General features: G+C 37.9%; 17 protein-coding genes, 1 pseudogene and 1 riboswitch. Of the genes and pseudogenes, 12 read left to right on the top strand and 6 right to left on the bottom strand.

What is annotated here, in order from left to right; translation table 11 throughout:
• Positions 1-281 precede the first annotated feature (281 nt).
• Positions 282-1,976 (bottom strand): methyl-accepting chemotaxis protein, encoded by a 1,695-nt coding sequence (locus tag BV906_RS18960; RefSeq protein ID WP_087975189.1) that lies wholly within the window; start codon positions 1,974-1,976, stop codon positions 282-284.
• A 208-nt stretch (positions 1,977-2,184) separates the two neighbouring features.
• On the opposite strand from BV906_RS18960, the gene BV906_RS18955 reads away from it, so the two are divergent.
• The 3 genes from BV906_RS18955 (at position 2,185) to BV906_RS18945 (ending at position 3,759) form a co-directional block, all read left to right on the top strand.
• Positions 2,185-2,463, top strand: a complete 279-nt coding sequence (locus BV906_RS18955) for a GNAT family N-acetyltransferase (protein ID WP_087975188.1) — start codon at positions 2,185-2,187, stop codon at positions 2,461-2,463.
• A gap of 41 nt (positions 2,464-2,504) precedes the next feature.
• Positions 2,505-2,735: an excisionase family DNA-binding protein gene (locus BV906_RS18950; protein ID WP_087975187.1), complete on the top strand. Its 231-nt coding sequence runs from the start codon at positions 2,505-2,507 to the stop codon at positions 2,733-2,735.
• A gap of 112 nt (positions 2,736-2,847) precedes the next feature.
• Positions 2,848-3,759: an RluA family pseudouridine synthase gene (locus BV906_RS18945; RefSeq protein WP_087975186.1), complete on the top strand. Its 912-nt coding sequence runs from the start codon at positions 2,848-2,850 to the stop codon at positions 3,757-3,759.
• 37 nt (positions 3,760-3,796) lie between these two features.
• On the opposite strand, the gene BV906_RS18940 is transcribed toward BV906_RS18945, so the two are convergent.
• Positions 3,797-4,783, bottom strand: a complete 987-nt coding sequence (locus tag BV906_RS18940) for a DmpA family aminopeptidase (protein WP_087975185.1) — start codon at positions 4,781-4,783, stop codon at positions 3,797-3,799.
• Positions 4,784-4,934: 151 nt separating this feature from the next.
• Between BV906_RS18940 and BV906_RS18935 the strand changes: the two genes are divergently transcribed.
• The 5 genes and pseudogenes from BV906_RS18935 (at position 4,935) to BV906_RS18910 (ending at position 10,394) form a co-directional block, all read left to right on the top strand.
• On the top strand, positions 4,935-5,432 hold the full coding sequence (locus tag BV906_RS18935) for a peroxiredoxin family protein (RefSeq protein WP_087975184.1): 498 nt from the start codon (positions 4,935-4,937) through the stop codon (positions 5,430-5,432).
• A gap of 63 nt (positions 5,433-5,495) precedes the next feature.
• Positions 5,496-5,643, top strand: a riboswitch (FMN riboswitch).
• A gap of 430 nt (positions 5,644-6,073) precedes the next feature.
• Positions 6,074-6,724, top strand: a complete 651-nt coding sequence (ribE, locus tag BV906_RS18930; RefSeq protein WP_087975183.1) for a riboflavin synthase — start codon at positions 6,074-6,076, stop codon at positions 6,722-6,724.
• 17 nt (positions 6,725-6,741) lie between these two features.
• Positions 6,742-7,353: pseudogene (ribB, locus tag BV906_RS18925) on the top strand (3,4-dihydroxy-2-butanone-4-phosphate synthase); the annotation flags it as partial.
• A gap of 57 nt (positions 7,354-7,410) precedes the next feature.
• A complete protein-coding gene (gene ribH / locus BV906_RS18920; RefSeq protein WP_087975181.1) occupies positions 7,411-7,881 on the top strand; it encodes a 6,7-dimethyl-8-ribityllumazine synthase in 471 nt (156 codons plus the stop codon).
• Between the two features lie 629 nt (positions 7,882-8,510).
• Complete coding sequence (locus BV906_RS18910; protein ID WP_087975179.1) at positions 8,511-10,394, top strand: ABC-F family ATP-binding cassette domain-containing protein; 1,884 nt, start codon at positions 8,511-8,513, stop codon at positions 10,392-10,394.
• A gap of 385 nt (positions 10,395-10,779) precedes the next feature.
• Here BV906_RS18910 and BV906_RS18905 read toward each other — a convergent pair whose 3' ends face one another.
• On the bottom strand, positions 10,780-12,498 hold the full coding sequence (locus BV906_RS18905; RefSeq protein ID WP_087975178.1) for a DNA-binding protein: 1,719 nt from the start codon (positions 12,496-12,498) through the stop codon (positions 10,780-10,782).
• Positions 12,499-13,170: 672 nt separating this feature from the next.
• Between BV906_RS18905 and BV906_RS18900 the strand changes: the two genes are divergently transcribed.
• Both BV906_RS18900 and BV906_RS18895 read left to right on the top strand, forming a co-directional pair.
• On the top strand, positions 13,171-13,839 hold the full coding sequence (locus BV906_RS18900; RefSeq protein WP_087975177.1) for a hypothetical protein: 669 nt from the start codon (positions 13,171-13,173) through the stop codon (positions 13,837-13,839).
• Positions 13,840-14,079: 240 nt separating this feature from the next.
• On the top strand, positions 14,080-14,520 hold the full coding sequence (locus BV906_RS18895; protein ID WP_087975176.1) for a cell wall hydrolase: 441 nt from the start codon (positions 14,080-14,082) through the stop codon (positions 14,518-14,520).
• A 215-nt stretch (positions 14,521-14,735) separates the two neighbouring features.
• Here BV906_RS18895 and BV906_RS18890 read toward each other — a convergent pair whose 3' ends face one another.
• Both BV906_RS18890 and BV906_RS18885 read right to left on the bottom strand, forming a co-directional pair.
• Positions 14,736-16,082, bottom strand: a complete 1,347-nt coding sequence (locus BV906_RS18890) for a CoA-disulfide reductase (protein WP_087975175.1) — start codon at positions 16,080-16,082, stop codon at positions 14,736-14,738.
• A 101-nt stretch (positions 16,083-16,183) separates the two neighbouring features.
• Positions 16,184-17,527, bottom strand: coding sequence for a sodium-dependent transporter (locus BV906_RS18885; protein ID WP_087975174.1), 1,344 nt, complete (start codon positions 17,525-17,527; stop codon positions 16,184-16,186).
• A 199-nt stretch (positions 17,528-17,726) separates the two neighbouring features.
• On the opposite strand from BV906_RS18885, the gene BV906_RS18880 reads away from it, so the two are divergent.
• Together BV906_RS18880 and BV906_RS18875 are read left to right on the top strand one after the other, a co-directional pair.
• Entirely contained in the window at positions 17,727-19,223 is a 1,497-nt protein-coding gene (locus BV906_RS18880; protein ID WP_087975173.1) for an aldehyde dehydrogenase family protein, read from the top strand.
• An 87-nt stretch (positions 19,224-19,310) separates the two neighbouring features.
• Positions 19,311-20,513 carry a saccharopine dehydrogenase family protein gene (locus tag BV906_RS18875; RefSeq protein ID WP_281254165.1) on the top strand — a complete coding sequence of 401 codons (1,203 nt, stop codon included), beginning with the start codon at positions 19,311-19,313 and terminating at the stop codon, positions 20,511-20,513.
• A gap of 101 nt (positions 20,514-20,614) precedes the next feature.
• On the opposite strand, the gene mreBH is transcribed toward BV906_RS18875, so the two are convergent.
• Positions 20,615-21,622 (bottom strand): rod-share determining protein MreBH, encoded by a 1,008-nt coding sequence (gene mreBH, locus BV906_RS18870; RefSeq protein ID WP_087975171.1) that lies wholly within the window; start codon positions 21,620-21,622, stop codon positions 20,615-20,617.
• Positions 21,623-22,050: the final 428 nt, after the last annotated feature.

Raw genomic sequence — 22,050 nt, 5'->3', positions numbered from 1 at the left:
GTATGAACGACCGAACAAAGGAGAGGACCCATCATTCGGTCACTCATCAAGGGTATGAACGACCGAACAAAGGAGAGGACCCATCATTCGGTCACTCATCAAGGGTATGAACGACCGAACAAAGGAGGGGACCCATCATTCGGTCACTCATCAAGGGTATGAACGACCGAACAGAGAGGAGAAGCTCTTATTCGTTCTCAATACTAGTAGCGGTATGTTAATTTATGTGATTTTTAATGTTAAAAGCAATCACTATAAGGATTGGTATGCTATTTAACTTATTAATTCAGTTTTTCAACTTTAAATTGTTTCGCAATCGTAGATAAAGAACTTGAAATGTCTATAAGCTTTAATCCAATAGTATGCGTATTTTCCGTTTGCTTATATTGATGTTCACTGCTGATTAGCATTTCTTCTGAACTTGCTAAAGTTTCCTGAGAGATGGAAGCAAAATCTTCTGCTGAACGTTCGAGTTTAGGAAGCTCTTCTTTTAATTCCAGTAATTCTCCTTGTGTCTCTAAAAGCTGGTTATTCGTTCCGGTAATCTCCTGCATTAATATATCAAAGGATGCCTTAGAATCATTTGCCATCGTTAAATTAGAATTTGTCTTCTCATGCATTTGTTTAAATTCTATTGTTGCATGATTTGTTATTTCTTCCATATTTTCAATCGCAATCGTTATTTCATTTGCTGCTGCGTTCGACTGTTCTGCAAGCTTACCAACTTCATTGGCTACGACCGAAAATCCTTTCCCAGCCTCCCCGGCACGAGCCGCCTCGATGGACGCATTAAGTGATAACAGTTTGGTTTGTTTTGCAATGCCTTCAATTAATCCAACCAGCTTTGAGATTGATAAAGCATACTCGTTTACTTGTTGTATAGTTTTTGTTAAATGGTTGAAGTCTTTTTCAAATTCTTTAATGGTCGTGATTAAGTTTGTGATATTCTTTTCACCATTCGTTGCAGAAAGGCTCATACTTTTTGACTTTGCAAAGACATTATCCATATTTTTCATCATAATTTCCGTTTTGTTTTTCATAGCAAAGGAACTGGATACGCTATTTTCAGAACTGCTCGCAGTCTGTTCTGCACCCAGTTTAACGACATTAATCGCTTCGGTTAGATCATGGCTGGATTGAAGGGCGCTATCAGATGATAGCTTCAAATCTTCACCAGTTTGATCTAATTCAATCGTTGTATTGTTTAGCTCGTTCAACATTGTCCGCATTTGATGAATCATGGCATTATAGCTTTTATGTAGTGAAATAATTTCCGGCAAGGTAGTCTTAGGTTTAGGTGCCGGTTGTAAGTTTCCTTCACGCACCTGCCGCATCGTATTACGCAATATAGTGAGTGGCTTCGTTAATGTTCGCACGAATAAAGTAATCAAAATAGTAGAAATAACAATACTTGCGATAATAATGGAGATGATGAAATACCCCATACTTGTTATAGGTGCCATAAATGAATCGTTCGGAACAAGTAATACGTAGATACCACCAATTTCCTCCATTTGCTGGAAGGATATGGTATACGGTTCACCATTTATTTCTTTGGTGAATTGGCCATTCTCCTTCTCTGAAATTTCAGTTACCAACCGATCTGAAATGGTAGGTAAGGCATCTTCACTGGCTGTAAATGGAATTGCATTATTATCTGCTATGTAAAAGAATTGAGATTGAATTCCATCCTCTTCAAGCTCATTCTGCTGGGTGCGGATATTGGCATTAAGCTGTTGCATATAATAGTCGTAATCACTCACATATAGAAAGTGAAGATTTTCCGCTATGTATCCTATTAATTCTGTCTCTCGATTTAATCTATCTTCAACGGTGTTCATGGTTAAGTTTTTTGCCTGTATGTATGTAACTGTTCCGACCAAAACGATAGATATTACAATTAAAGATATAAAAAGAGTTAATAATCTATTACGTAAGGTAGCTTTTGAGATAGTATTCCTAAAAAGTTGTTTCATATATCAATTTACTCCTTCTTTATTATTAGTCTATTTGAACTACTCCTAATTAATTATAGCAGGGAAATATTAAGCTAATGTTAAGTTTTAAAGTGATATAAAACGACTTAATCTAGTTTTATATTGCCATTTGTACAATTTTCCATTTTCTTGGCATGATAAAAGGAGTATAATGATTAGATAATGCTTCATTATTAGGAGGAATAATGTGACTACTATTAACAAAGGTGCAAATAAATTCTATGTAGGAGAGAACATACAAAATCCATTAGCAGAGATTACATTTGTGGAATCTGGAGAAGAAAGATTAGTCATCGACCATACCTATGTATCAAGTGACCTTCGTGGCCAAGGTGTCGCGGGACAATTAGTAGAAAACGTAGTGCTATATGCTAGAGAAGAAGGAAAGAAAATCTTACCTCTATGTCCATATGCAAAAGAAAAAATTCAAAAAAATGAAGAATACCATGATGTTTTAAGTAAATAATAGTTTTGGACCTTTAATTCATATAGAAAGGTGCTGAGCGTATGTACCTTACTGTTCAGGAAACAGCAGAATATCTATCCATGGATGAAAAGAAAGTATCTGTTTTTGTACTACAGGGACGCATTCGTGCAATCCATGATGGTGAACAATACCTTATCAATCAGGAACAATTCACAACCCACTTCGAACAAGTTGAAAAATATCGATTGATGATTGATGAATACCTGAGCGTTCCAATCCCTGAGGATATCGATGTAAAGGACGAGGATTAGAATTCGATTTAGATTTGCATTTATAATATATACCATTTAATGTTAAGGTTGAGCTGTACGTTATTCGGCTTAGTCTTAACATTTTTTATTGAAGCTTAAGGAGCTAATCACTATGTCAAAAAACAAAATCTCAAATTATAGAAAAGAAGCAAAGTCACTAAACTATGAAGTAAAAGAACCTGCAGAGTTATTGGAATTTTTACTGAAGGTATTGTCCAATCGGAGCCGTAATTCTGTGAAGTCCATTTTGGCGAGGGGACAAGTAACGATTGATGACCATATTGAAACGAAGTATAATTACATGCTACGTCCCGGACAGACGGTTACGATTTTAAAGAATAAAGCCGCCATCAAACAAGACGTATTAATTGGTATGTCCATCCTTCATGAAGATGAGGATATTATTGTCATCAATAAGGAAGCAGGCTTGTTATCGATTGCAACCGAGAAAGAAAAGAAACAGACTGCACTTCATCAATTAATGGAATATGTTAAAAAAGAAGACCATGACAATAGAGTCTTTGTTGTTCATCGCTTGGATAAAGATACGTCCGGAGTAATGATGTTTGCCAAAAGTGAACAGGTGAAACGAAAAATGCAGGACAACTGGAAAGAGATTGTCAAAGAGCGTACGTATGCAGCACTAGTGGAAGGCCAAGTACCAAAAGAAAAAGGCTATATATCATCCTGGTTAAGGGAAAGCAAAACGCATTTGATGTATTCCAGCCAAACCGAAAATGATGGATTGCATGCAATCACACATTATAAACGGATCCAATCCAATGAAGATTTCTCTTTACTTGAAGTTCAACTGGAAACAGGACGCAAAAATCAAATTCGCGTTCATATGCAGGACCTTGGTTACCCTGTTGTAGGAGACAAGAAATATGGTTCCAAGCAGCGGAATGCAATCGGACGACTTGGTCTACATGCAAAAGTGTTATCTTTCAACCATCCAACAACAAACCAGCTCATGTTATTTAAAGCGGATGTACCACAATCATTTTTGGCTAAGTCGAGATAAAAATATGAAAAGGTGGACAGTCAATGCTGTCCACCTTTTACAATGGAGCTTTCTCCAAAACTCTTCCTTTTCTACCCTCTGTTGTTTCGGCATGTTTCAATGAACTAATAATTGCTTCTTCTGTCGATTCGACCACAGCCTGAAATAGTTGATTCATGACAGGATGATCATCGCGAACAAAGGTTAGAGTATCCACAACTGAATTGGAGTGATGAACATGCTTGTTTGCTGTAGAAAAGGCAATCGCAATATCGCCGCTGCCATGGTCGATATTGCTACCAGTTCGTGCCAGTCCTGCTGCACAACGCTTAGCGATACGATTTAATTGACGGTCGTAAAGCGGTGCATCGGTGGCAACTATCATCATGATGGAGCCATCAGGTGTATCTTGATTTTCCTTCTTCCAATCTGCAAATAATGCGTGATCACTTTTTCCGAAATTACTTAAAACAAGGCAACCAACCGTGTATTCCTTCTCCTCCGCTAGAACAACGCGAGAAGCAGTGCCAATTCCGCCTTTATACCCAAAACATTGCATCCCTTTTCCAGCACCAACAGCACCTTCTTCAACAGGATGGGTCGTGGCATTATGAATTGCTTCGATTGCATGATCAGGTGTTATCGCCTGGAGACGAATACTATTTAAAAAGCCATCATTACATTCACCGACAACAATATTAATCGTTCCAGTTGTATCTCCAATCTCTTCATTATGTTCCAGCATATATGTTAATGCACCTTGCTTAACAGAACCAACGCTGAATGTATTCGTTAACATAATCGGTGATTCTAATAATCCGAGTTCTTCTATTTGTACAAGTCCTGCTGTTTTACCGAACCCATTGATGACAGAACTTCCAACATGAAGCTTTTGCTTAAATAAATTTCCGGAATGAGGGAGAATAGCGGTTACTCCTGTACATATTGTATTTTCTTCATCGACTTTTTCGTATAATGTAACATGTCCTACTTTGACATCTTGGACATCGATCATACAATTATGTTTTCCTTTTTGTAATTTCATAGTAAACTCCTTTACGTGCAAAATAAGAATAGAATGGGCGATAACGTAATTTACGCATTGTCTAATTTAATTATAACAAATTTAGTATATGTTGAATGTAAAGATACAACTATGGAAAACTAAATATAATCAATTTCAGTGGAGGTTTCATATGAAGAAATTACTTTTTTTAACACTATTTATGGGTATATTTATTTCTGCAGCAGGTAGTGTTTTTGCGGCTGTAGAAGGGACAGAGATTGGCAATAAAGCACCAGATTTTGAATTGATAACAATGACAGGTGAAACGGTTAAGCTTTCGGATTACGAAGGCCAACGGGTCATGCTGAATTTTTGGGCTACCTGGTGTCCGCCATGCAGGGAAGAAATGCCAGATATGCAAAAATTCTACAAGGATAAGGATGCGGTTGTCCTTGCCATAAATATAACGAATATGGAGACAAGTAAAAATAAGGTGACGGAGTTCGCTGAAGAACTTGGATTAACGTTTCCCATTTTGATGGATGAAGTAGGAGAAGTTTCCACTTTGTACAGGATCAGTCCAATTCCAACAACGTATATGATTGATTCCAAAGGGGTAATCCGTCACAAGCAATATGGTGCATTAGATTATGAACAAATGGTTGCAGAATATGAAAAATTGGAATAACGTGAGATAAATGCATGTATTTTATTATAGATTATGTTATACTGTAAAAAAACTTAATACGCAATATTCCTTCGGGGTCGGGTGAAATTCCCAATCGGCGGTGATGAAGCATTGCTTCAAAGTCCGTGACCCGTGCGGTTTTTTAAACCAAGCGGTGGATCTGGTGAAACTCCAGAACCGACAGTTAAAGTCTGGATGAGAGAAGGGATTTTAGACATGTAACTTGATTTTAGCTGCTGTATTTTTGTACAACTTTGCAACTCTGCAATCGTGCAAGTACGTGGTAGTGTTATTTCAGGTACATGTATATTAAAATTCTAACTTAAAGCCTCTGAAGCCATTTCAGGGGCTTTTTCTAATGGACGTCCAGCTCCAGCACTTAAGCGTATTGGACTTCCCTCACCTCATGACGAGATAAGTCAACATCAGTTTACTTTCGTTCACTGTGTTTCCTTTATCTCCGCCGGAGGAATGTTCGACAAAACGACCACATCACGTGGCAGGTCTTTTGATGGGGCGAGTAATCGGAGTCCCAACGTCGAACCAAACCACGTCCTGTGGGGCGCAGTCCATACGTCGCTAACCTAGCTTTAAGCTTTTGATTACTCTGATAAAAGTCTAAATAGAAAAGGAAGATGTAAATGTTTACGGGGATTGTCGAGGAAATGGGAACAATAGAAAAGATGCAACAAGTATCTGAACAAGCTGTGCAGCTGACAATAAAAGCTGAAAAAGTAATTAAAGACGTGAATATTGGAGATAGCATTTCGGTAAACGGGATATGCTTAACGGTAACAACCTTTTCCAAGAATAATTTTCAAGTTGATGCGATGCCCGAAACAATCAAATCAACCTCATTACAAATGTTGAAGCCAGGATCAAAAGTGAATTTGGAACGAGCAATGGCTGCAAATGGAAGGTTTGGGGGTCATTTTGTTTCCGGCCATGTGGATGGTATAGGAGTAATTTTAGAAAAAAAGCAGCAGGAAAATGCGATATATTATGATATTCAGATTCCTGAAGAGCTGGCCCACTTTTTAATGCATAAAGGATCTATTACAGTTGATGGAACAAGTTTGACACTATTTGGCGTCAACAAGAATATTTTTACCATTTCATTGATACCACACACGGTCACTGAAACTGTTCTTGGTGGTAAAGGTAAGGGTGACATTGTAAATATTGAGTGTGACATGTTAGCAAAGTATGTTCAAAACATGCTTCATGGCCAGCAAACAGACCATGGTGAAAAAATAAACGAAAAATTTCTTGAAACGAATGGTTTCATGTAAATGGAGGTGGATGGCAAATGATTCATACAATCGACGATGCCATAACTGATTTGAAAGCCGGAAAAGCAGTTATTGTAGTAGATGATGAAAATAGAGAAAATGAAGGTGATTTTATAGCCCTCTCTGAAAAGGCAACACCTGAAGTTATTAATTTTATGATTACACATGGAAAAGGACTCGTCTGTACACCAATTCAAAAAAGCCTTGCTGAAAAAATCGGCCTTCCGATGATGGTTGATAACAGTACAGATCCACTTGGAACAGCGTTTACAGTGTCCATTGATCACATAAATACGACAACTGGAATTAGTGCAAAGGAAAGATCAGAAACAATAATAGCTTTAACAAGTCCAGGAACAGGTAAAGCCGACTTCAAACGCCCTGGACATGTATTTCCGCTTGTCGCAAAAGATGGCGGGGTACTGACTCGCCCAGGTCATACAGAGGCGGCAGTTGATTTAGCAATCTTAAGTGATGGATTTCCGTCAGGCGTTATTTGCGAAATTATTAATGAAGACGGAACGATGGCACGATTGCCGGAATTAAAAGAAATGGCAGAAAAATTTAATCTTAAATTAATTACAATTGCAGATTTAATTGCGTATCGAAAAAAACAAGAAAAACTAATTCATAGTAACTAAAAATATAACTTTTTGAGTAACTTTTAGAATGAGGAGATGGAATAAATGGGGAAAACATTTGTAGGAAATGTAGTAGGAACAGATTTAAAAATTGGAATTGTAGTGGCAAGGTTTAATGAATTCATTACAGGTAAATTACTGGATGGGGCACTGGATACATTGAAAAGACATGGTGTAGCAGAAGAAAATATCGACACTGCCTGGGTCCCAGGAGCATTTGAACTTCCGTTAATCGCAAATAAAATGGCATCTAACAATAAGTACGATGCTGTCATTACATTAGGCACAGTTATACGTGGATCAACTCCTCATTTCGACTATGTATGTAATGAAGCAGCAAAAGGAGTTTCCAATGCAGCAATGCAAACTGGAAAACCTGTCATTTTTGGCGTTTTAACTACGGAGACAATCGAACAAGCAATAGAGCGTGCGGGAACAAAAGCAGGCAATAAAGGTGCAGACTCAGCAGTAACTGCAATTGAAATGGCAAATATGATAAAAATGATTGAGAATTAGTAATGTAAGGTTTTTTTGCAGAAATTGTTGCTATCTGTAACGTAGCCCTAGCTGAGATAAACTGAGAACTAAGGTAAGCAACTTTTGCGACCGTTCTGGGAAATATACTTCGCGCACCTTAGGGCGGCTGGAGTCTACGTATATTTCCCAGTCCGGAGCTATCCCGGACGGCGGAAAAGCACTTACTTAAATTTACCAACTAGCAGTTACTTCGTATTTTATAGAAACTACTGAAGGTTAAAGGAGCAAAAAAAATTTTCGGAGGGACGAGTATCGAAGTCCCAAAGTTTACGTAAAGATCCTAATATAAATAGAGTCGGGAAGTGAACCATGCTTCCCGGCTTTTTATATGGAAAATTATTTGACATTAAGATAAACTGTAAGGTAGGGAATTTTTTGGAGCGGAGGGGATTACAATCAAACTTTTACTTGCACAACTAGGTATTGTGGCAATGGTGTGGCTGGGGATGTTATCTTTCTTTTCAGAGATGAATGATGTAAGTAAAATAATTTTCTATATCGTTACATCATGGCTGTTATTTTTAATTGTTATTGTTGTTAAGGCACTAATAAAAAATCGATCGGGTAAAAAGAATTAATGAAAAATTTAGCGTGAGGAAGGTTTAATGATGCTTACAATTGAAAATTTATATAAATCGTACGGTGAGAAAATCCTTTTTAATCATGTAACCTGTACCATTGCAGGAAAGGAGAGAATTGGTTTAATCGGTGTAAATGGAACCGGGAAATCAAGCTTCCTAAAAGTTATCTCAGGATTGGAATCACCAGAGCAGGGCGTAATTAAACATCCAAAAGATTATCATATCGAGTACCTGGCACAAGAGCCTGTGTTAGATCCCGACTTAACGGTTATCGAGCAAATTTATTATGGAGATTCGGCAATTATGAAACTGATGCGTGCCTATGAAGCGGCATTACTTAAACTTCAGGAAGATGCCGAAAATCCCGATTATCAAGCTCGGTTGATGAAGTTGCAGCAGAAAATGGATGCGGAAGAAGCCTGGGAGGCGAATACTGCGGCGAAAACAGTGCTGACTAAACTTGGTATTACAGGTTTTGGGAAAAGGATTACTGAACTTTCTGGTGGGCAGAAGAAGAGGGTTGCGATTGCCAAGGCCCTGATTCAGCCCGCAGATCTTTTAATTCTGGATGAGCCGACAAACCACTTGGATAATGAAACAGTTGAATGGCTGGAAAAATATTTGCAATCCTATAAAGGTTCACTGCTTTTGGTAACTCATGATCGCTATTTCCTTAACCGTGTTACCAATCGAATCTATGAGCTTGATAAGGGGAACTTGTATATATATGAAGGAAATTACGAAATCTTTCTCGAGAAAAAAGCGGAAAGAGAAGCACTGGAAGTTAGCAGTGAACAAAAACATCGAAATACATTAAAACGGGAACTAGCTTGGCTTAGACGTGGTGCAAAAGCAAGATCAACCAAACAAAAGGCAAGAATTGATCGTGTGGATGAAATGAAAAAGGAGTCCTTCGATACGAAAAACGAATCGCTTGATTTTCAAGTCGGATCCACTAGACTAGGTAAAAAAGTTATCGAGCTTACAAATGTAAATAAATCGTATGATGAAAACGTTCTTCTCGATGATTTCAGCCATTTGGTTGTTCCTGATGAACGACTTGGAATTATTGGTGCCAATGGTTCAGGAAAAACTACTTTGTTGAATATAATGGCAAAACGTATGGAGCCGGACGATGGTGTATTGGAAATAGGGGAGACCGTAAAGATCGGCTATTACACACAAGGTGATGAAGAACTGGACTCAAATATGCGCATTATTGACTATATTAAAGAAGTAGCAGAAGTTATTCATACAAAGGATGGTCAAGTTATCACAGCTGAGCAAATGCTGGAGCGATTCCTGTTTTCCCGTGCCGAACAATGGACATATATCCGAAAGCTTTCTGGTGGAGAGAGGCGAAGACTATATTTACTGAAAGTATTAATGACCGAACCGAATGTACTCTTCCTTGATGAGCCAACCAATGATTTGGATACACAAACATTAAGTGTACTCGAGGAATACTTGGATCACTTTCCAGGCGTTGTGATTACGGTTTCCCATGATCGTTACTTTTTGGATCGTGTCGTAGACCGCCTGCTTGTCTTTACCGGTCAAGGTAAAACAAATCTTTTCTTCGGTAATTACAGTGAATACTTGGAAAAACGGCAGCAAAGTGAAAGTAGTCAGGCAAAGGTTAAATCAGAAAAATCCTCGGAAAGACCGAAGAAACAAAAGAAAAAGCTTTCTTATAACGATCAGCGCGAATGGGAAAATATCGAAGAGCAAATCATGGAACTGGAAGAACAAGTAGAAGAGCTAGGGCAACAAATTATTGACGCTGGCAGTGATTCTGAACAGGTACAAAAGTATTTCACAAAACAGCAGGAAACAGAAGCGGCATTAGAAGCGAAGATGGAACGATGGGAAGAGCTTTCACTATTAGTTGAAGAATTAGAGAAAAATTGACCCTTTATTTTGAATGCGATATGTAAATAATATTGAAAAAAGAAGAAACCACACAGATATTCGTAAACGAATATCTGTGTGGTTTTTTAATAATCGCATTTTCGTTATATTTGCGACTACCCAATCATTTAGAAAACAGCCTAAGTAATTTATAGATGATGTAATAATTAAGTGATTGTAACAATAGATCAACAAAGAAACATTTATATACATTGGAGAACTGATTTTTTAAAACGGAGTTGAATTTTAATGAGCCTATAAAATGATAATTGTGGAGTCTTCACAGGATACGTAAGAGATGATGGAATAGAAAATGGGAAGCGCATAGTTGGTTACTATGTGCTTCCCATTCATTTTAATTTCAAGCTTTTACTATTTTAAAAATCTAATTTAATCCTTCAATCTCTAGCATTTCGACAATTGCTGTTCCATTATCCAATACGTTAACATCAAATTGTACGGTATCACCCTGCTGCAGAAATACAGCTAAAGGTGCTTTTGAGGAGTTTAACGTATAAATGGTTTGGTCACCTGCTAGTAAGAATTGAATTAATTGACCAGTTTCCTGATTTGTTATGACAACACGGCTAATATTCCCATTGCGTTTTTCAAGTCCAGCTGTTTCGCCTGTCGATTCCACATTACTTGGGTCTTGTGCTAATGCTAGACGATAAGCATCAAGTGTCTGTCTTGCTGTATCACCAAAAACGACAAAATCAGAATCAGCAGCTTTAATATATGCATAATGTTTGAACAATCCATTTGGATCCAATACGTTGACTACCCAAGTTGGATTCCCGTCGATATTATATAAAATTGGCATGGAACCGGTCCAGTTTTTCTCAGGAAATTCCTTATTGACGATTTCTCTGGCACCTTTACTATCCATAATTCCATTATTTTGTGCACCATTATAATAAACTAATTCTCCCGTACGAGCATTGACCAATGTATACCCCAGTGCAGAATCAATATTTTCCTTTGGTGAGGACATATCAGTAAAGTAATGCATATTACCACTCTCATCAAAAATAGGTGTTACATTACTTTCCGTACCTGATTCATTCGGTATTTTTACATCTTTTTTCCCGAATAAGGAATTAAGCCAACCATGGACATAACGTCCGAAATATTCGTTTTCGTCTGAAGCCATTTCTGAGCTGATCGAGCCATCAACGAATTCAGGTGCTTCCGCTGTATCATACAAATTAACGTCACTTGTTACTGGGTCAACAACTGCAACATTTAATTTTGACATATCCGGCTTATTTGTTAAGCCAATTGGTTTATACAGTGTTTGAACATACCATGGCTTTCCATCTTCGTCTATTTCAATTTGAGCTTCCCCACTTTGAATATAGTTCGGATATGAACCATAAATTGTACGTTCAATATTATGATTGAAGAAACTTGAATTGGTATACCTCATCTTACTTTCAATAAACTCAGGGCCTGCATTGATATCTGTAGCAGAAATCATAAAATAACCTTCTGTTTCCTTTCCACGGAAATAGCGCCAGAAATCGGTGAATTCAACCGGTGCAATAAATACAATCTCATCACCGACCTTCTGTACTTGAAGCTTTCCTAAATCATAGAATTGAGTATTGGGTACAACACTCATCGCTTTTTGAACTTTATTTCTCGCAGACTCTGGCGATACAACAATCGGAGTTGCATCCTTGTCCAACGGTTTTGCTTCTTCCGTATCCTGTTTAGAGATGGATTCGTAAGTATCATCTAAAGCAAAGATACCCATAATAAAAAATGCAGCTACAGCAATAACCACTGCGGCAATAATACCTACGGATACGGAATCAAATTGTCTGCTGGACTTTGTGAATGGCTTGCTCATCGTTACACCATACAATGCAAGAACACCAACAAGCGCCACAATTAAGTTGGCTATGGTCATATTTGGAATAGTAATTGCTGGCATTACAATATATACAATAATGGCGGTCACTATAAATAGTGTGATAAAGATTAGTCCAATAGCTTTAATCGTTGTTTTCCGTTGAAAGCTATTTTTGAAAATAAAATACACCGCAATAATAAAAAATAGAATAAAAGAGAGAATTGATGTTATTAAAATTCCTGTCATATACACAGCTCCTAATTTAGTTTCTAACTATAATACGGTTAAAAGACCTAAATAGTTTCAAAAAGATTCAATTTCATTTAATTTCCAGTAGATTTCATATAGAATGGGCTTAAATAAAGTGAAACAGGAGATTTTATCCAATCACCTGTGGGAAAAATTTCGGCGACAGCTCTGGGAAATACACTGCGCGCATCCTAAGGCGGCTGGTGAGCCCCTTCATGCTGACGCATTTCAGGGTCTCACCTATGCGGCTCTTCCCGTATCAGTCTCCGTGTATTTCCCGGAGCTATTTAGAAGTTGCTTACAATTACTACACTTGCAATAGCTAAAATAGGAACATACAACTTCACCAGTCCGGAGTGATCCGGGACAGCGGCAAAAGTACACGTATTTGGAAATCAGCCAGTTAAATCAATTTTATAATTTAGTGGATAGGATCTAACAAGGATAGAAGTTACTTTGCAGCAGTTTATCTCAATTACGGGAAGATAATGCTTTCAGTGAACGTGAACGCCCTTTCAATGAATTAATTGCTGCCAAATCCGTCAAACTTCCCCAGTGATTTAAAAATCTATGTTTAAAGTCTGCAATTCAAGGAAATATAAGGTTGAACTGTATTTATTATTTAAAAAAGTTATAATGAACACAAGGATTTTTCTAGGAGGAAACAAAATGAAGCTATATCAAGTTAGAAAAGGTCAATTTGTCTTTTACCAGAATGAACTTCACAAAGTGTATTCCGTAAAAGCAATGTTTAAAAAATCAGTTCACATGTACCGCTTAAAAGACATGAAGCAAGTACTGACACAAGCTTCAGAAATTGAATTCTATAAACCGAAACACAATGACACATTTATTTTTTACGGAAAACGCTATACTATTGATCAAAATGCAAAGCCAAATCCTGGAGATTATATACTTATTGTTAAACCTGCACCTGATTTCCTTGATCATTATTCACTAAATGAAATTGAAAAAGTAGAAAGTATTGAGGATGGAAATGTGATTACAACCCGTGACAATGGTGTAAAGCATAATGAATATGTTGTTCTCGTACCAGGTAGACAGGATGCAAGTCAGGAAATAGCTTATTTTGATAAAAACCTAGTACCGGAGGAACAGCAATTTCAGGATGAGTCAATCAGTTATCTTGCAGAGACAGATGATGCATTGAAACCGGCTGTTGGTGATATTTATCTGGATGTAGAGAATAATACGAAAGCAATGGTTGTAGCGATGACAGATAATGAGATTTTCTTTGGACATGGTGTGCGCGTACATGTTGCAGAGTTGTTAAACGAGTCGAATTTCGAACTTGTTTATCAATTTGAAGGGGATTGATGGTTGTATAAAGAAACCCGGGTTCATAATTTACGGGTTCCGTCATAGGTAAGAAAATACAATTTAACAGTAGACTATAGGGATGTAAATCATAACTGATTTAATATCCCTATTTTTGTTGTGGAATAAAGTAAACGAAGAATGCTTTTCATCTTACTACTTAAAAAAGAAGTATTCTTATTTTGTAAACAAGGGAATCAATATAGGCTTTATTTCATACTATATTTGGGAGGTGAAGAAATGGCAAGAGTAGCTTACCGAAGTGCAGACGTTGACTTAATGGCAAGGATGATGCGAGCAGAAGCTGAAGGCGAAGGTAAACAAGGAATGCTCTATGTTGGCAATGTAATTGTTAACCGCGCTGTAGCAGATTGTACTGACTTTAATGATATAAGAACAATTGAAGATGTCATTTTTCAAGTACAAGGAGGCAATTTCTCTTTTGAGGCTGTTCAAAAAGGCAATGTATTTTATCAAAGACCAAGGGAATCTGAAAGAAGATTAGCTAGGCAGAATTTAGAATATTGGAGAAATCATCCAGCAAAATATGCTCTTTGGTACTTTAATCCATACGGTCCGTGTCCTCCAACATGGTATGACCAACCTTTTACTGGCCAATATAAACTACATTGTTTTTATGAACCATTGCCTGGAACATGTGAGAGTGTTTATATCGGATAAAGGGTTAAAAATTATTGGAAGAAGACGAAAAATCTAACAAAAAATAAATGGTAATTAAATGGGGTCCCCTTGAAGAAGCAAATAAGGCGCAATGAGAATGGTGTCCAGCAGGTTACACAGTTTCCAGACTAACTTTTAAACATACAACACCGACCTTGGTAAACCACATTTATTTGCTTCATACAAACGAAAAGAGCCTTAAAGGGCTCTTTTCGTTATTTATTATTCAATTCATCTTGCGCCTTATAACCAACAACATTAATTGGGTCTTTGGAGCTGGAATATACCGGTGAATAACCGAGTTCCAGTTCGGGGAGGTCTGTAACCGTTAGTTTCCCTTTAATAGCAGTAGCAAGGACAGCCATACGCTTATCGACACCCTCATAGCCAATAACATTAGCCCCGTATAATAAACCGCTATCCCCATTGAAAAACACTTTTATCCAAATTTTCTTTGACCCTGGATAATAAGCAGCATGTGAATAGGTTGATAGAAGGGTATGCTTGAATAATATTCCCTCATCTTTTAAAGAATTACTGTTATGGCCTGTTGCTGCTACTGTTAAATCAAATATTTTTAAAATCGATGACCCGAGATTACCTTGATAGGGGACAGGATTACCAAACAAATGACTAGAAATAATATATGCTTGTCGATGGGCTGGCCATGCAAGTGCGATTCTTTTCGGTGATCCAGTCAGGAAATCTCTAACTTCAACAGCATCACCAAGTGCATAGATATCAGGATCTGTTGTTTGCATATATTCATTGACAGCAATTGCGCCTGTAGTACCAAGTTCTAGGGAAGCGTCCGTCGCCAATTTTGTGTTCGGTGTTATGCCGATGGCGAGAATCGTCATATCGGTTTCTATTTGTTTCCCGCTGTCTAATATCAATGTTTTTCCATCATGATCAAAGCCCTCTAATCCATCATTTAAGATGACATCGACACCCTTTTCTTTCAAGTGATTCTCGATAACTTCAGCCATGTCCTCATCGACATTTTTAATCACCTGTTGAGAGCGGTCTACAATCGTACATTTTAATCCTAGCTGATGTAGGTTTTCAAGCATTTCCAGACCGATAAAGCCTGCTCCTATAATGGTTGTATTGGTTGGTTTAGCTTGCTTAATAAATGCATTAATCTGGTCCATATCTTCAATTGTACGCAATGTAAACGTACGGCTATTATCTATTCCTTTCACATTAGGTGCAATGGGACTTGCCCCGGGAGATAGGATTAACTTGTCAAAGGATTCCTCATTAACGGTTCCATCCACCATATATTGGATCGTCTTTTTGGAACGATTAATGGAGATAACTTCTGAGTTTGTATGGATATGGACATCATACTTATCCGAGAATTTTCGGGTCGGATATAATAATGTATCTCGTTCTTCCACCGTACCACCGATATGATATGGCATGCCACAATTGGCAAAGGAAATATATCCACATTTATCAAATAGCAGGATTTCGGAATCCTTATCCATTCTGCGTAATTGGGCCGCAACCGTTGCACCGCCACCAACACCGCCAACGATAATAATTTTCTGTGACATTAAATTCTCTCCTTTGGTTACCCTAGCATTCATTAGAACCTCTTTATATTACATTCGAGGTTGAAACTTGGAAGGGGTATGAAGAATAAAGATATTTACACTTATAATACCCCTAAAGTACTGAGAAAAACGATTATTATTGTAACTGGAACTACCCATCGTATTAGTTGAAACCATATTTGATACGGACTGTGGGACAAATTATTACCATATGAAAATTCCTGTTTAATGAGTGTCTGATCCATTTTATGCCCAATAAATAAAGCAATGAACAAACAGCCTAAAGGAAGCATAATATTACTTACTAAAAAGTCACTCGCATCGAAAACAGTCAAACCAAAAATCTTAAAATCAGCAAGTATGTTGGAAGATAATGCAGCGGGAATTCCTGCAATGAATACGACAATTCCAGTAATTAGGGAAACCCTCTTGCGTGATCTTTCTTTCTTCTCAGTAAAAGCAGCGGTAATGATTTCGAGCATACTGAAAGAAGATGTCATGACTGCAAATAGAAATAACAATAAAAATAAACTTAAGAAAACCTCTCCAAACGGCATTTGAGCAAAGGCTTCAGGAAGCACAATAAACAGCAGTCCTGGACCTTCCGTTGGCTCTAATCCAAAAGCAAATACAACGGGAAAAACCGCCAATCCAGCAAGCAAGGATACAAAAATATTCATAACGCCAACAGATCCGGCAGCAGCAGGCAAACTGACATCTTTTTTCAAATAAGAACTGTAGGTAACCATCACAGATATACCTACTGCAAGTGAAAAGAATGCCTGTCCAAGTGCATACAGTACATTTTCTGCCGTTAGCTTGGAGAAATCAGGTTGCAGGAAAAAGCGAACCCCATCCATCGCACCTTCAAAGGTCAGCGAACGGATAACAATAATAATAAAAAAGATAAATAATAAAGGCATCAAAAGTTTACTTGATTTTTCGATTCCATCTTTGATGCCAAATGAAACAATAATGATATTGATGAGCACGAATAAAGCTAAGCCCAAAATAGTTAACAGTGGGTTTCCGGTAATTGTTGCAAATAACTCTGGATAGTTAGCGTTGTCCTGGATAATCATTCCCGGAATTGACATGGCACTGTAGATTAGAACCCAGCCACCTACAACACTGTAAAACGACATAAGAATGAAAGCACCTATGACACCCCAATGTCCGATAAAGGACCAAGGTGTTTTAGGTGCCAAGGATTGATAGGCACTGACAGCTTCTTTTTGCGCACCTCTCCCAATGATGAATTCGGCTATTACTAGGGGGAGCCCAATTAGAATCGTAAAAGCAATAAATAAAAGGAAAAATGCCCCACCACCATTCATACCTGTCATGTAAGGGAATTTCCATATTGCACCGAGGCCGATGGCTGCACCGGCGGACGATAATATAAAGCCGAGCTTTGTCGACCATTGTTCTTTTTTCTTATCCATATGATGTTAATTCCTTTCATTTTGTAAAAATTATCTTCAAGTATATCACATACATGTAGCACATTAAATTTCTGCCATGCAGTATGAATTTATACCCCGCTATATAAAATATCATTGTTTTGGTCATTGGGTAAAATAAAGTTCATATATTTATAAGATAAGTGGCATTTAATGTACATCTGTTACAGGAGGGATATGGATGGCGGCATTACGATTGGAAGTTCAGAAACTTAAAAACTATATTAATGGAAAATGGTTGGATGTAAAGGAATCGCAAGCGGTAATCAATCCTGCAACGGGAATGGAAATCGTTCAAGTACCATTATCAGCAGCAGGAGCGGTAAATACAGCCGTAAAGGCAGCTAAGAAAGCGCAGAAAGAGTGGGCTCTTATTCCTGCACCACAACGGGCGGAAGTATTATACCGGATTGGTTATCTGATGAAAGAACGGAAAGAAAGACTTGCTCAATTTTTGACGATGGAAAATGGCAAAGTAATCGAAGAGGCACGTGGTGAAGTACAAGAGGGAATTGATATGGCTTTTTATATGGCTGGAGAGGGGCGTCGTTTGTTCGGGCAGACAACTCCAACAGAGCTAAAGGACAAATTTGCAATGACACAGCGCAGCCCTGTAGGTGTTGTCGGAATTATTACGCCTTGGAACTTTCCGATTGCGATTGCGACGTGGAAATCATTCCCGGCAATTGTTGCAGGGAATGCTGTCATTTGGAAGCCGGCAACCGAAACACCGATCATGGCATATGAACTTGCAAAAATCGCTGAAGAAGCAGGACTTCCTGATGGGATTTTAAATGTTGTCTTTGGTGCAGGATCTGTTATTGGTGACGCAATGGTTCATCATGAAGACATTCGGGTTATTTCGTTTACAGGCTCAAATGATACTGGTAGAAATATTGCGAGCGCTTGTGGAAAGCAATTGAAGAAGGTTTCTTTAGAAATGGGTGGTAAGAATGCAGTCATTGTTATGGATGATGCTGATTTAGATCTTGCAACGGAAGGGATTATTTGGAGTGCTTTCGGTACAAGTGGGCAACGTTGTACTGCATGCAGTCGTGTCATTGTTCATGAGAAAGTAAAGCAGGCCCTTGAGGAAAGGTTACTTGCTGCGATGCAACATCTGTCCATAGGTAATGGGTTGGATGAGTCGATAAAAATAGGACCGATTATTAACCAATCCGGATTAGATAAGATAAAAAAGTACATTGAAATTGGAAAAGATGAGGGTGCAAACTTACTCGCTGGAGGCTATGAACTTACAAAAGAACATCAAAAAGGCTATTATTTTACACCAACATTATTTACAGATGTTAGTGCAGATATGCGTATTGCCCAGGAGGAAATCTTTGGTCCAGTTGTTTCAATCATATCTGTGAAAAGTCTTGAAGAAGCGGTTGAGGTTAATAATGGGGTAACATACGGTTTATCGAGTTCGATCTTTACCAACGATGTAGGTCGTGTATTTAAAGCCCAACGTGATCTTGATACAGGAATTGTTTATGTGAATGCAGGGACAACGGGTGCAGAGATTCATTTGCCATTTGGTGGCACAAAAGGTACCGGTAATGGCCATCGGGATTCAGGTGTTCAAGCATTGGATGTATTTACAGAATGGAAAGCAATCTATGTGGATTACAGCGGAAAACTGCAGCGTGCACAAATTGATGTAGAATCATAAGTTATTATAAGTGCGTGTTCAAAAGGACTCGTAGTGTCACTATTACTGGACTTTTTGAACATCCTTTATAATTGTGATTCTAAAAAACTGCAGGGAGTGAACCATATGAAAATAGGTATCCTCGGTTCAGGCTTAATGGGAAAGGAAGCTGCACGTGATTTGGCAGCGAGTGCAGATGTGATAACAGTAGGACTTGCAGACATTGATATAAATCGTGCGCAAGTCGTCTGTGATCAGCTGAAATCACCGAAGATAAAGGCATTTCAAGTCAATGCAGCAAACCGGGAAGAACTCGCAGATTATATGAAACAATTTGATGTCGTTATTAATGCATTATTTTATTCATTTAATGAAATCATAGCAAAAACTGCAATTGAGGTCGGTGTATCCTCTGTAGATCTTGGTGGACATATTGGCCATGTAACAGATAAAGTCCTTACAATGAATGAAGCTGCAAAGAAAGCAGCAGTTACCATCATACCGGATCTTGGAGTAGCTCCGGGAATGATTAATATTTTATCGGGTTTTGGTGCGAGTAAATTGGATACGGTTAAATCGATAAAATTATATGTTGGAGGTATCCCGGTGAAGCCAGAACCACCAATTGAATATAATCATGTTTTCTCTATGGAAGGAGTTTTTGATCATTATACAGATCCATCGCTAATCATCCGCAATGGAATCAAACAGGAAATCCCATCACTTAGTGAGGTCGAACAAATTTACTTCGACAAGTTTGGTACCTTAGAGGCCTTCCATACCTCAGGTGGTACCTCCACACTTTCACTCTCATATCCCAATGTCGAGACGTTGGAATATAAAACCATTCGCTACCCCGGCCACGCTGAAAAGTTTAAACTGCTCGTTGACTTAAATCTGACAAGAAATAATTATAAGGTAGAAGTAAACGGGGAAATGATCAGTCCAAGAGAAGTGTTTTTAAAAGTATTGGATCCTATCGTCGAATTAGGAGAAAAAGATGATGCGGTATTACTAAGGGTAATTGTTTCAGGTATAAAGAATAGGTCATATGCTTCCTATGAATATGAAATGACAACATATAAGGACAGGGAAACGAAAGTGACTGCAATGGCACGTGCAACAGCCAATACCGTTTCAGTTGTCGCGCAAATGATTGGAAGAGACAAGATTGGAACAAAAGGTGTTCAACCACCAGAAAAGATGGTTCCCGGAAAGTTGTATATAGAGGAAATGAAGAAGCGAGGGGTACGAATAATAGAGTCGGAGCAAATTAGAAAAATAGGCCCTGTATACAGAGGGTTAAAGTAAAAGTAATCCTTATTATGGAAGAAATATAAGAAGAGCAAAAAATCCCACCCTTAAGTAGTTAAAGGTGGGATTTTTTCATCATGTTTAAATATGACTACGTATTATTTTGCTGCTTTCTGTAACTTCCCTATCATTTTAAGTGCCCGGCCAGTTCCGATTGCTACAGACTCAAGCGGATTTGGTGCCATATGCACCGGCACACTGATTTCTTCTGCAAGCCATTCCTGCATACCATTTAAAAGGGATCCTCCACCGCTAAGAACGATACCGTTATCAACAATGTCTCCACTTAACTCTGGTGGGCACTCTTCCAATGTGGCACGAATGGTCTCCAAGATTTGGTCAAGTGATTCTTTAATAGCGTTATAGATTTCAGTTGACGTGATTTCCATTGTTTTTGGTAAACCGGTAACCATATCACGGCCACGGATATCCATCATTTTTTCTTTGTGAGTCGGAGTCGCATAACCGACTTCCATTTTAATATTTTCAGCTGTACGCTCACCAATTAGAATATTGTATTTCTTGCGGATATGCTGAATGATTTCTTCATCCATTTTATCTCCAGCAGTACGAACGGAATTACAAGATACAATTCCGCCAAATGAAATGATACCTACTTCAGAAGTTCCTCCACCAATGTCAACGACTACGTTGGCAATCGGTTCATCAACCGGAAGATCTGCGCCAATTGCAGCTGCAACAGGTTCTTCGATTAGATGAACTAGTTTTGCTCCATAGCTTGTTACAGCATTGTGAATGGCACGTCGTTCAACAGTCGTGCTCCCTGAAGGGGTACAGACAACTACAGTTGGTTTACGCATGGACATGCCAAGCTTTTTACTTACTTTCTTTAATAGTTCTTTCAACAATTGTGCTGTCACATCGTAATCAGCAATAACTCCATCTTTTAATGGACGTATAGGTACGATGTTTTTAGGTGTTTTACCGACCATTTCTTTTGCTTCTATACCAACAGCCACAACTTGCTTCGTATTAATATCAATAGCCACTACGGATGGCTCATTTAAAACAACGCCTTTTGTTTTTGAATAGACAAGAATGTTTGCCGTACCCAAGTCAATTCCAATTTCTGCATTTGAAAACATGCTATGTTCCTCCAATGATGACAGATTATTTTTGTGCAACTTTTATAGTTATTTTAATATGAAATTTCAATTTTAATAGATAGACTAATAAAGTTTGCTAAATTTCGCTAATATTATAGAACGTTACTCTTAAAATTAAAACATCTTGGGGTAGAAAATCAAGTAACATTTTCATTACAAATTGTTGCAGGTTGTAATATCATAGGCTTTTTAAAAAGTTGTCAATCCTAATTTTATAGTAAAAATTTCCTGCAGATTGAAGTTTTACCATTCCAAGCCATTTTTAAAAAGCTATCCTTTCTATGTAAAACAAGGGTTTGAGAGTGATAGAAAAATAGATTCCATAGGCGTGGAAATTCCTCCCACAAATATTACAAAAAAGCTATGCTATGATGATTTTGCACAAGAAAGCAAACCAAAAAAACAAA

It is taken from the genome of Oceanobacillus rekensis (assembly GCF_002153375.1).
In the GTDB taxonomy this organism is placed as follows: Bacteria; Bacillota; Bacilli; order Bacillales; family Amphibacillaceae; genus Oceanobacillus; species Oceanobacillus rekensis.
Note: the sequence above shows the minus strand (reverse complement) of the source record. Positions and strands in the feature narration are given on the sequence as shown.

What these genes read in the sequence shown, in the direction of transcription:
- BV906_RS18890 (WP_087975175.1), bottom strand. Translation starts at nt 16,082, where the DNA reads ATGTCACAGAAAATTATTATCGTTGGCGGTGTTGGTGGCGGTGCAACG.
- BV906_RS18900 (WP_087975177.1), top strand. Translation starts at nt 13,171, where the DNA reads ATGAAGCTATATCAAGTTAGAAAAGGTCAATTTGTCTTTTACCAGAAT.
- BV906_RS18880 (WP_087975173.1), top strand. Translation starts at nt 17,727, where the DNA reads ATGGCGGCATTACGATTGGAAGTTCAGAAACTTAAAAACTATATTAAT.
- ribH (WP_087975181.1), top strand. Translation starts at nt 7,411, where the DNA reads ATGGGGAAAACATTTGTAGGAAATGTAGTAGGAACAGATTTAAAAATT.
- BV906_RS18910 (WP_087975179.1), top strand. Translation starts at nt 8,511, where the DNA reads ATGCTTACAATTGAAAATTTATATAAATCGTACGGTGAGAAAATCCTT.
- BV906_RS18945 (WP_087975186.1), top strand. Translation starts at nt 2,848, where the DNA reads ATGTCAAAAAACAAAATCTCAAATTATAGAAAAGAAGCAAAGTCACTA.
- BV906_RS18940 (WP_087975185.1), bottom strand. Translation starts at nt 4,783, where the DNA reads ATGAAATTACAAAAAGGAAAACATAATTGTATGATCGATGTCCAAGAT.
- BV906_RS18950 (WP_087975187.1), top strand. Translation starts at nt 2,505, where the DNA reads ATGTACCTTACTGTTCAGGAAACAGCAGAATATCTATCCATGGATGAA.
- mreBH (WP_087975171.1), bottom strand. Translation starts at nt 21,622, where the DNA reads ATGTTTTCAAATGCAGAAATTGGAATTGACTTGGGTACGGCAAACATT.
- ribE (WP_087975183.1), top strand. Translation starts at nt 6,074, where the DNA reads ATGTTTACGGGGATTGTCGAGGAAATGGGAACAATAGAAAAGATGCAA.
- BV906_RS18885 (WP_087975174.1), bottom strand. Translation starts at nt 17,527, where the DNA reads ATGGATAAGAAAAAAGAACAATGGTCGACAAAGCTCGGCTTTATATTA.
- BV906_RS18935 (WP_087975184.1), top strand. Translation starts at nt 4,935, where the DNA reads ATGAAGAAATTACTTTTTTTAACACTATTTATGGGTATATTTATTTCT.
- BV906_RS18960 (WP_087975189.1), bottom strand. Translation starts at nt 1,976, where the DNA reads ATGAAACAACTTTTTAGGAATACTATCTCAAAAGCTACCTTACGTAAT.
- BV906_RS18905 (WP_087975178.1), bottom strand. Translation starts at nt 12,498, where the DNA reads ATGACAGGAATTTTAATAACATCAATTCTCTCTTTTATTCTATTTTTT.
- BV906_RS18895 (WP_087975176.1), top strand. Translation starts at nt 14,080, where the DNA reads ATGGCAAGAGTAGCTTACCGAAGTGCAGACGTTGACTTAATGGCAAGG.